Origin of the sequence: Gemmobacter sp. (genome assembly GCF_016792925.1) — a bacterium.
In the GTDB taxonomy this organism is placed as follows: Bacteria; Pseudomonadota; Alphaproteobacteria; order Rhodobacterales; family Rhodobacteraceae; genus Gemmobacter.
Genome location: NZ_JAEULU010000314.1, coordinates 1 through 10,001 on the forward strand (window position 1 = coordinate 1; position 10,001 = coordinate 10,001).

The window sequence follows — 10,001 nt, forward strand, 5'->3', positions numbered from 1 at the left end:
GTTGCAGCGCCGAGGCGGGCACCCCGGCCTCCAGCAGCAGCGCCACTGCGAAATCGGCAATCAGCGGGGTTTGCGGCGCGGGTTTGGCCAGCACGGCATTGCCAGCGGCCAAGGCCGCCGCAATCTGCCCCGAGAAGATCGCCAGCGGGAAGTTCCACGGGCTGATGCAGACAAACCGCCCGCGCGCGGGCGCCACCAGCCCCGCTGCGCCCTCGGCATAATAGCGCAGGAAATCCACCGCCTCGCGCAGTTCGGCCACGGCATCGGCGAGGGTCTTGCCCGCCTCGCGCGCCAGAAGGGCAAAGATCGCGCCGAAATGCGCCTCGTACAGATCAGCCGCGCGGCGCAGCACCTCGGCCCGCTCGGCCGGGGCCGCCGCCCAAGGGCTTGCCGCCGCCAGCGCGGTTTCCACATCGGGACGGCTGGCCGGGATCACATTGCCCACCCGCGCGCCCGTCGCCGGGTTGCGCACATCCTGCCGCTGGCCGCCTGCCACCGGCCCTGCGAGCCGGGGCCTTGCGTCAAAGATCGTCTCGGCAAAGGGCGCGCGCGCCGCCTCGATCACCGCCAGATCGGCGGTGTCGGTCAGGTCGAACCCTTTGGAATTCACCCGCCCGCCAAACAGCGCAGGCCCGGTCAGGATCGCCGGATTGGCGACCGAGGCCACGGCTTCCATATAGGTCAGCGGGCAGGCGGCAACCTCCTCGGGGGTCACTTCCTCATTCACGATCTGGTTCACGAAGCTGCTGTTGGCGCCGTTTTCCAGCAGGCGCCGCACCAGATAGGCCAGCAGATCGCGATGCGCACCCACGGGGGCATAGATGCGGCAGCGCGCCTTGCGCTCGGTCAGCACGATGTCATGCAGACGCTCGCCCATGCCATGCAGGCGCTGGAACTCGAACTGATCGAGCCGCACTCCCTCGGCCTCCGCCATATCCAGCACGGCGGCAACGGTATGGGCATTATGGCCCGCGAATTGCGGATAGATGCGGTCGGTCATCCGCAACAGCTTGCGCGCATTGGCGATATAGCTGACATCGGTGGCCTGTTTGCGGGTGAAGACCGGGAAGCTGTCCAGCCCCATGACCTGCGCCCGCTTCACCTCGGCATCCCAATAGGCGCCCTTCACCAGACGCACCATGATGCGGCGATCCAGCCGCTCGGCCAGCGCATAAAGCCAGTCGAGCGTGGCACCTGCCCGCCGCCCATAGGCCTGCACCACGATGCCGAAGCCATCCCACCCGGCCAGGCTTTCATCGGCCAGCACCGCCTCGATCACCTCCAGCGAGAGTTGCAGCCGGTCGGCCTCCTCGGCGTCGATGTTGAAGCCAAGGCCCGCCGCCTTGGCGAGGCCCGCCAGCGCCCGCACCCGCGGCACCAGCTCGGTCATCACCCGCGCCCGATGCGCCACCTCATAGCGCGGATGCAGCGCCGAGAGTTTCACCGAAATGCCGGGGTTCACGCCAATATCGCCGCCCGAGGCCGCCGCCGCGATGGCAGTGATCGCCTTGGAATAGGACAGGTGATAGCGCCGCGCATCGGCTTCGGTCCGCGCGGCCTCGCCCAGCATGTCATAGCTGTAGGTATAGCCCTTGGCCTCCAGCTCGCGCGCGCGTTTCATCGCGGCCTCGATGGTCTCGCCCAGCACGAACTGGCGGCCCATTTCCTTCATGGCACGGCCCACGGCGGTGCGGATCACCGGCTCGCCCAGCCGTTTGACGGCGGCGCGCAGATGGCCCACCACGCCCGGCTCGCGCTCGTCCAGCACCTTGCCGGTCAGCATCAAGGCCCAGGTCGAGGCATTGACCAGCGACGAGGCCGATTTGCCCAGATGGCGGCCCCAGTCGGAGGGCGCGATCTTGTCCTCGATCAGCGCATCCATCGTTTCGGCATCCGGCACGCGCAGCAGCGCCTCGGCCAGACACATCAGCGCGATGCCCTCATCGGTCGAGAGGCCATATTCCGCGAGGAACACCTCCATCAGCCCCGGCTTGGTGGAGTTGCGGATCTGGCGCACCAGCTCGGCCCCGCCTGCCGTGATGCGGGCGCGCGCCGCCGCATCCAGCCCCGCCTCGGCGATCAGCGCCTGCACCAGCGCGGCCTCGTCCCGCAGGCTTCCCGTTTCGATCACCGTCCAAGCGGTCGTGGCCAAAGCGCTCATGGCATCCTCCATATTTCCCGCAGGATAGCGCGGAAGAGGCAGGCGCTTTTCCCGATCATATGTCATGATGCAGTCGAATCGACTTTATTGACGAAAGTTTGCCATGTCTTCCGCCCGCCTGAACCTCGATTCCTATGATGAGGCGATTCTGCGTGTGCTGGCCGCCGAAGGCCGCATCACCGCCACCGACCTCGCCCGCCGCATCGGCCTGTCCAAAAGCCCGACCCAGGCCCGCCTGAAGCGGCTGGAGGAAACCGGCGTGATCGCGGGCTATCGTGCCATGCTGGACCCGATCGCCATGGGGCTGGCGCATGTGGCCTTTGTGGAGGTGCGGCTGTCCGACACGCGCGAGGCGGCGTTGCAGGCCTTCAACCGCGCCGTCCGCGCCATCCCCGAAGTGGAGCAATGCCACATGATCGCCAGCCGGTTTGATTACCTGCTGAAGGTGCGCACCGCCGATATTGCCGATTACCGCCGCGTGCTGGCCGAGCGCATCAGCGCCCTGCCCCATGTCGCCGCCACCTCGACCTATGTGGCGATGGAGGCGGTGAAGGAACTGGTCTGAAGGCCCGAAATGGGGTAGATTGCCGCCATTCATAGCGCTTTTCCCTGTCCATTTCTCTCGGGTGTCTTCTCATGGCCAAATCTGTGACCCAGACTGTTTTCCGCTTCAACACTGCCACCAACATGGCGCAGCTGAACATTGAGGCGCTGCATGACACGGCGTTCAGTGTCGCGATGACCTCGGGCGCCGGGCTTTCCGTCGCCGGGATCGCCTGCGACAGCGTCCTCACCTTCGCGACCGAGCAAGGCGACCTGATCCTGGGGGGCGCCGGGCTGCAATTCAGCGATGGCAAGCTGACCGGCGGCACGGTGAGCGCCATCGCCTTTGACAGCGCCCCCGGCTTCGCGGGGCTGGATCTGGCGGTGCTGCCGATCTCGCTGCAAGCCACCGATCTGCAAGCGCATTTCGACGGAACCGCCAGCCTGACCCTGCTGCAAGAGCTGATGGGTTCGCCGCTTTTCGTGCGCGGCAGCGGCAAGGCCGACCGGCTGCTGGGCGGCGAGTTTGACGACATCCTCAGGGGCGGCGAGGGTCATGACCGCCTTTCGGGGCGCGCGGGCGAAGACCTGCTGGTCGGGGGCCTTGGCGCCGACCGGCTGGCGGGCGGCGCGGATGATGACCGGCTGGAAGGCGGGCGTGGCACGGATGTGCTGCGCGGCGAGAGCGGCGATGACGACCTGCGCGGCGGCAGTCGGGCAGACCGGCTGGAGGGCGGGCGCGGCGATGACAGCCTGTTTGGCGGCTCTGGCGCCGATGTGCTGGTGTTCCGCAACCATGACGGCTCGGACACCATCACCGGCTTCACCAGCGGGGTGGACGAGGTGCAGATCCTGCTGCGCCCCAGCGATCCGCAGAACATCGAACTGGCCTTCGAGTATCGCGACGGGCGCTGCATCGTCACCTTCCTCGATGTGACGCTGACCTTCGAGGCAACCCCGCCGGGCAGCCTGAACTTTGCCGAAGGCGGCGATTTCACGCTGGTCGCGCTGTAAGGCTCAGACCCGAAAACCCTCGGGCGGCGCCACTGGCAGGCCAAGCGCCGCCAGATCGCCGCCCGCAGCCGCCATCCGCTCCAGCACCCGCGCCATGAAGGGGCGGCGCGCGTCGATATTGCGGCGGCGCAGGAACCACAGCAGGAATTGCGCATGGGGCCAATCGGTTGCCAGCGCCTGCGCCAGCGCCTGCGGCCAATCCTGAGGCGCGCGCACCGTGACCGCATTGTGATGCAGGTCGGTGGCGCCGAAGAACACCGCCGGCACCCCATGCAGCATCCCCTCCAAGCCCACCGAGGAGGAGAGCGAGACCGACACCGCCGCCCCCGCCAGAATGTCATGCAGATTGGCCTCGGTGACTGTCACGCCGGGCAGGCCGCGCAGCCCCGCCAGCAGCGCGCCGGTTTCGGGCCCCGGATTGCGCGGATGCGGCTTGATCACCACCGCCCGGCCCTCCCGATGCGCCAGCACCGCCGCCAGCATCTGCTCGGCCGTCATGTGGCGCGCCCGCAACACCGGGTCCGACAGGTCTTGCAGGAAGACCGCGATATGGCCGCCCGCAAAGCGCGTCACCGCCTCGGGCTGGAAATGGCGCGAGCGGCGCGGCGTCACATAGGCCGCCCGCAGGTCGGCCAGAAAGCGCTGCGCTGGCTCCAGCGGGATCGTCGCAGGATGGAACGGCGCGCGGGCTGTGGCGCTTTCAAAGAAAATCCCTTCGGGATCAAGGTATTGAAAGCGGTCCAGATAGGCCACGCCAAGGGTCAGGGCCTGGGCCCGCCCGATGGCACTGGCATGCACCAGATCAAAATGGCCGCCCTCGGCGCCGCGCCGCAAACGCGCGGCATCGCGGTGCTGCCACTCGACCCGCGCGCCCAGACCCTGCAATCCCCGCGCCAGCCGCTCATAAAAGGCCGGACGCCGCGCCGGATCATTCAGCATGTGACGCGGCAGATGCAGGCGGATCGCGGGGCTTTGCGGCACTTACTGCCCGCCTTCCGCCGCATCCTCGTCGCCACCCGGCGCCCGCACCGACAGGAAACTTTCGCCGCCCCAGACCAGCGCCTCCACACAGGGCTGCGAGCCGGTGCCGCCACATTCGGCGCCATGCAGTTGCAACAGCAAGACCGGCTGGCCGAATTGCACCACCTGCCAGCCCAGCACCAGCCAATCCTGCCGCAGCCCGTCGCCGGTCAGCAGGCTCATGGTCTGCCCGCCGGTGCCCCCCCACAGGCTTGCCGCCGTCGAGCAATTGAACTTCGACCAGTCCACCAGCACCTCGGGCGGGGCGGCGCCGGTCAGCTCCAGCTCCTGCACCGCGCCCTCCATCACCACCATCTCGCCCTTTTCAAACCCGGCGCAATCGGCGCGGGCCTCGGCCAGAATGTCGTCCACGGTCAGGGCCTGGGCCGGGGCCAAGGGCAGCCCCGCCATCAGCAGGGGCAGAAAAAGGCGGCGGCGCATGGCATTCTCCTTGTGTTTGCGGAAGCCTAGCCGCAGCCCCCCGCCCCCACAAGCGCCGCCGCCTCACGCCCCGGGCGGATCGGCCCGATCCTGCGCATATCGTGCCAGACCGGCAAATTCGGGCAGCCAGCTTTCGCGGCGGATCGTCCACAGCTCATAGCTCGGGCGAAAGCGGTCGGGCGCATCCAGACTGCCCAGATGCACCTCGATCTCGGCCCCGCTTTGCGAAAACACCGACGAGCCGCAGCGCGGGCAGAAAAACCGCCCCTCATGCCCCTGCCGGGGGCCGGTGATGCAGACCGCCGCTTCGGGAAAGATGGCCGAGGCATGGAACAGCGCGCCATGATGCTTGCGGCAGGTCAGGCAATGGCACAGCCCCACCCGCAGCGGCGCCCCGCGCGCCACCAGCCGCAGATCGCCGCAAACACAGCCGCCACAGACCTCATGATCATCCATCGCGCATCCTCCCCCGGCCATGCTAGGGGGGATGGGTGGGCTTTGCCAAGGGTGGGAAGTGGTCGGGGCGGCGGGATTCGAACTCGCGACCTACGGTACCCAAAACCGTCGCGCTACCAGGCTGCGCTACGCCCCGACTGCGCGCCTTCTAGCCCGTTGTCCCGGCGATGAAAAGGGCAATTCTGCGTCTGGTGCGACGCCGTCTGGCGCCGGGGCCTCACCGCGCCGGGCAGGCCCAGGCCGCCCCCGCGATGGCCGGATGGCGCAGCTCGGCGCCCGGCACGATGCCCAGCCGCGCGGCCAGACCGCCATTGATTTCCAGCACATATTGCACGGCATCGCCGCCGGGGATCGGGCTTTCATCGCCCGGCACCGCATTGGCATGCACATGGGTCACCACGCCCCGCGCATCGGCAAACACCATATCCAGCGGGATCAGCGTGTTCTTCATCCAGAAGGCGGCGGGCTGGGGCCGGTCATAGACGAACAGCATCCCCGCCCCCGAGGCCATGGCCTCGCGGAACATCAAACCCTTGGCGCGTTCGGCGCTGTCATCGGCGATTTCCACATGGAAACGGGCCAGAGGCGGACGGTCGGGCCCCGTTCCCCCCCGCAGCTCCAGCTGCGCCGGGTCGCAGGCGGTTTCCGCCCCCGCCTGAAGGGGCACGAGCATCAGGGCGGCCAAGGCCGCCCCTGCCCGCAGGCTCACTTGCGTGCGGCAGCTTCCCATGAAACCACCTGAACCGCCATGCGGCCGCGCTTGCCTTCGATAATGCGCAGGCAGACTGCCTCGCCCGCCGCCAGATCGGCGAAACCGGACATGCGCAACACTTCAATATGGATGAACACATCCTCGGGCCGGCCAAAGACATTGGCAAAACCAAAGCCCTTGCCCTTGTCGAACCATTTGACCCGTGCAGGCTCCAAAGGCCGCGCCGCGATTTCCTCGGGCGTGGCCAAAGCCTGATCTTCTCCCAGCGGGAAGGCGACCCCGGCGGGCGGTTCGATCCGCACCACCTCGACCGCCTGAACCCCGCGCTGCGTATTCTGAACCTTGACCGTGATCCCCGTGCCATCCGCAACCGAGCTTTGCCCATAATTGCGCAACACATTCGCGTGCAAAAGAATATCCGAACCACCCTCATCCGCGAGGATGAAGCCGAATCCTTTTGCAGGATCGAACCATTTCACTTTGCCATGCACTTCACGCGGCATGGCCTCTGCTTCTTCTGACATGTCAGAGCCGTTCCCCAGTTTGACCCTTCACCCAAGTTCAATCCGTCAATAAGGCGCCGCATTCAAGCGAAAAACCTCTGAAAAATGCGCCATTCATTTCACGAAGCGTGAAATTCATGGACTCAACCGCTCCACTTTCCACGCGTCAGCGAGGTTCTCGCGCGACCAGCGGAAGCGGTCATGCAACCGGAAGGCCCCGTCCGCCCAGAACTCGATCTCCAGGGGTCGGATTCGAAACCCGCCCCAGAATGGCGGCCTTGGCGGATTCGGCCCCTTCAGCGCCGTGACCTTCGCCACCTCCGCCATCAGCCCCGTGCGCGAGGCCAGCGGGCGGCTTTGCTTCGAGGCCCAGGCCCCCAGGCGCGATTGCAGGCTGCGGCTGGCATAATAGGCATCCGCCTGCGCGCCCTCCTCGCGGCTCACCTCGCCGCGCACCCGCACCTGACGGCGCAGCGACTTCCAGTGCATGACAAAAGCCGCCTTGCCGCTGGCCGCCAGCTCTTGCCCCTTGGCGCTGTCGTAATTGGTGTAAAAGACAAAGGCGCCCCCGCCGAGGCCCGACAGCTCGATCTCTTTCAGCAAGACCATGCGCACATTCGGCAGGCCCGAGGCATCGACCGAGGCCAGCGCGATGGCATTGGGATCATTGGGTTCCGTGGTCTCCGCCTCGATCAGCCAGTCGCGCGCGATCCCGAAGGGGTCCTGCCCCGCAAAAATGCCTGAACGATCCATCGCGCCTCCTGCACAGCCAGACGCGCGGTCGCCCCCCGCGCGCAGACAGCCCCCCGTGCGGTCCTTCCGCGCGCAGCCTGTCACCTTTGCGTCAAGCGTTGCATTCTGACAGGGGGCTTGCAAGCCATGAAACCGCGCCGCACATCAGCTTTCGGCACATCCCTGCCCACCCTTGCGAGGCGGCGCGCCATGGCCTAAACCTGCACGCCAGACCACAGGACGGTGAGGGACGAATGGCAACGGGATTGATGGCGGGCAAACGCGGCCTGATCATGGGGCTTGCGAATGACAAGTCGATCGCCTGGGGCATCGCCCAGGCCTGCGCGGCGCAAGGGGCGGAACTGGCGTTTTCCTATCAGGGCGATGCGCTGCTCAAGCGCGTGCAGCCGCTGGCGGAAAGCATCGGCTCCTCCACTTTCGTGGAATGCGATGTCGCCGACGAGGCCAGCCTCGACGGGCTGTTCGCCCGTCTCAAGGAGATGTGGGGCCAGATTGATTTCGTGGTCCATGCCATCGGCTTTTCCGACAAGGCCGAATTGCGCGGCCGTTATGTCGATACCTCGCGCGGCAATTTCTCGATGACGATGGATATTTCCGTCTACAGCTTCACCGCTGTCTGCCAGCGCGCCGCCGCGATGATGGGGCCGGGCGGCAGCCTGCTGACCCTCACCTATTACGGCGCCGAAAAGGTGATGCCGCATTATAATGTGATGGGCGTGGCCAAGGCGGCGCTGGAGGCTTCGGTGAAATATCTGGCCGAGGATCTGGGCAAGGACGGTATCCGCGTCAATGCGATCTCTGCCGGGCCGATCAAGACGCTGGCCGCCTCGGGCATCGGCGATTTCCGCTATATCATGAAGTGGAACGAGCTGAACTCGCCGCTGCGCCGCAATGTGACGCAGGAAGAGGTCGGCAAGGCCGCGCTTTACCTGCTTTCCGATCTGGGCAGCGGCACCACGGGCGAGAACCTGCATGTGGATGCGGGCTATCACGTCGTCGGCATGAAGGCGGTGGATGCGCCCGACATCGACGTGGTGACCGGCCGGAAGGACAGCTGATGGAGCTGGCCGGCCCCTTCCTCGCCATGATTGCCACGCTGACGCTGGCGATCCTGTCGCCGGGGCCTGCCATCATCGCCGCCATGCAAACCGCCTTTGCCCGCGGGCGCGAGGTGGCGCTGCCCTATGGCATCGGCCTGGCCGTGGGGGCCTCGCTTTGGTGCCTCTTCGCGCTGGCGGGGCTGGCAGTGCTGTTCCAGCTGGTGCCCGCGCTTTACATGGCGCTGAAAATCTTTGGCGGCCTCTATCTGCTGTGGATGGCCTGGGGCCTGTGGCGCGGCGCGCCCCATCCGATGCCCGAGGCCGCGAAGGCGCGCTTTGGCACCGGCTTCTGGGGCGGCATCGCGCTGAACCTGTCGAACCCGAAACCGGCGCTGTTCTATTCCTCGCTGATCGTGGCGCTGTTTCCGGGGCCGCTGGGGCTCGCCGGTCAGGCCGCGATCTATGCCGTGGCGCTTGGGACCGAGCTGTTCTGGTATGTGGTGGTCACCACCGCCATGTCCACTGCGCCGCTGCGCCGCCGCTATGCCGCGGCAAAGCTGTGGCTCGACCGGGGCGCCGCCGTGCTGCTGGGTCTCCTCGGCCTCGGCCTCATCGCCGAGACCGCCAGCGAAGCCCTGACCGAAACCCTGTAACCAAAAGGCCAGACCATGATCGACCGCCTGCCGCATGAAAAAGGCTTCCATGTCAGCTGGGACCAGATCCACCGCGACAGCCGGGCGCTGGCCTGGCGGCTGGATGGCAAGGGCCCGGGCGAAGGCGGGGCATGGAAGGCCGTGGTCGGCATCACCCGCGGCGGCCTCGTGCCCGCGATGATCGTCTCGCGCGAGCTGGACATCCGCGTGGTCGATACGATCAGCGTCAAAAGCTACAACCATCAGGCCCAGGCCGAGGCCGTGGTGACCAAAAGCCCGCAGTCTGACTTGATGGGCGATGGCACCGGCATTCTGATCGTCGATGATCTGGTCGACAGCGGCAAGACGCTGGAACTGGTGCGCCGCCTCTATCCCAAGGCCCATTTCGCCACCGTCTATGCCAAGCCGCATGGCAAACCGCAGGTGGACACTTATATCACCGAGGTCAGCCAGGACACCTGGATCTTCTTCCCCTGGGATATGGCGCTGCAATATGTGCAGCCGATGCGCGGGAAAGACTGACGTTGCAAGGGGGCGCTCGCGCCCCCTCTTGGCCTCGCGGCCAATTCACCCCCTGAGGATATTTGAAAACAGAAAATGAAAAAGGTGCCTTCAGGCTCATTTTCTGTTCAAAAATATCCTCGGGGGGAGGCCCGACAGGGCCGTGGGGGGCGGGCAGCCCCCCACCCCCCCACCCCCCCCCCG

The 10,001-nt window shown here is 66.7% G+C and carries 12 protein-coding genes and 1 tRNA gene; 5 read left to right on the forward strand and 8 right to left on the reverse strand.

Annotation, left to right across the window (positions count from 1 at the left end):
* The coding region (gene putA, locus JNN06_RS15430; RefSeq protein WP_291240485.1) for a bifunctional proline dehydrogenase/L-glutamate gamma-semialdehyde dehydrogenase PutA at positions 1-2,161 on the reverse strand (2,161 nt) is incomplete at its 3' end.
* A 103-nt stretch (positions 2,162-2,264) separates the two neighbouring features.
* On the opposite strand from putA, the gene JNN06_RS15435 reads away from it, so the two are divergent.
* Together JNN06_RS15435 and JNN06_RS15440 are read left to right on the forward strand one after the other, a co-directional pair.
* Positions 2,265-2,726 (forward strand): Lrp/AsnC ligand binding domain-containing protein, encoded by a 462-nt coding sequence (locus tag JNN06_RS15435; protein WP_291240486.1) that lies wholly within the window; start codon positions 2,265-2,267, stop codon positions 2,724-2,726.
* 83 nt (positions 2,727-2,809) lie between these two features.
* Positions 2,810-3,718, forward strand: coding sequence for a hypothetical protein (locus tag JNN06_RS15440; RefSeq protein ID WP_291240487.1), 909 nt, complete (start codon positions 2,810-2,812; stop codon positions 3,716-3,718).
* 3 nt (positions 3,719-3,721) lie between these two features.
* Here JNN06_RS15440 and JNN06_RS15445 read toward each other — a convergent pair whose 3' ends face one another.
* The 7 genes from JNN06_RS15445 to pdxH form a co-directional block, all read right to left on the reverse strand.
* On the reverse strand, positions 3,722-4,699 hold the full coding sequence (locus JNN06_RS15445) for a hypothetical protein (protein ID WP_291240488.1): 978 nt from the start codon (positions 4,697-4,699) through the stop codon (positions 3,722-3,724).
* Entirely contained in the window at positions 4,700-5,179 is a 480-nt protein-coding gene (locus tag JNN06_RS15450; protein WP_291240489.1) for a hypothetical protein, read from the reverse strand.
* A gap of 63 nt (positions 5,180-5,242) precedes the next feature.
* A complete protein-coding gene (locus tag JNN06_RS15455) occupies positions 5,243-5,635 on the reverse strand; it encodes a GFA family protein (RefSeq protein WP_291240490.1) in 393 nt (130 codons plus the stop codon).
* Between the two features lie 59 nt (positions 5,636-5,694).
* A tRNA-Pro gene (locus JNN06_RS15460) sits at positions 5,695-5,771 on the reverse strand.
* Between the two features lie 81 nt (positions 5,772-5,852).
* Complete coding sequence (locus tag JNN06_RS15465; RefSeq protein WP_291240491.1) at positions 5,853-6,308, reverse strand: DUF192 domain-containing protein; 456 nt, start codon at positions 6,306-6,308, stop codon at positions 5,853-5,855.
* A 32-nt stretch (positions 6,309-6,340) separates the two neighbouring features.
* On the reverse strand, positions 6,341-6,871 hold the full coding sequence (locus tag JNN06_RS15470) for a cold-shock protein (protein WP_291240492.1): 531 nt from the start codon (positions 6,869-6,871) through the stop codon (positions 6,341-6,343).
* 114 nt (positions 6,872-6,985) lie between these two features.
* The gene (gene pdxH, locus JNN06_RS15475) at positions 6,986-7,603 is read right to left on the reverse strand and encodes a pyridoxamine 5'-phosphate oxidase (RefSeq protein WP_291240493.1); all 618 of its coding nucleotides are present in this window, start codon (positions 7,601-7,603) and stop codon (positions 6,986-6,988) included.
* A gap of 233 nt (positions 7,604-7,836) precedes the next feature.
* On the opposite strand from pdxH, the gene fabI reads away from it, so the two are divergent.
* From fabI to gpt, 3 genes are read left to right on the forward strand one after another with little or no spacing between them, the layout of a single operon-like run.
* Positions 7,837-8,661 (forward strand): enoyl-ACP reductase FabI, encoded by an 825-nt coding sequence (fabI, locus tag JNN06_RS15480; RefSeq protein WP_291240494.1) that lies wholly within the window; start codon positions 7,837-7,839, stop codon positions 8,659-8,661.
* Positions 8,661-9,296 carry a LysE family translocator gene (locus tag JNN06_RS15485; protein WP_291240495.1) on the forward strand — a complete coding sequence of 212 codons (636 nt, stop codon included), beginning with the start codon at positions 8,661-8,663 and terminating at the stop codon, positions 9,294-9,296. Before fabI ends, JNN06_RS15485 begins: the two co-directional genes overlap by 1 nt.
* A 15-nt stretch (positions 9,297-9,311) precedes the next feature.
* Complete coding sequence (gene gpt / locus JNN06_RS15490; RefSeq protein ID WP_291240496.1) at positions 9,312-9,818, forward strand: xanthine phosphoribosyltransferase; 507 nt, start codon at positions 9,312-9,314, stop codon at positions 9,816-9,818.
* Positions 9,819-10,001: the final 183 nt, after the last annotated feature.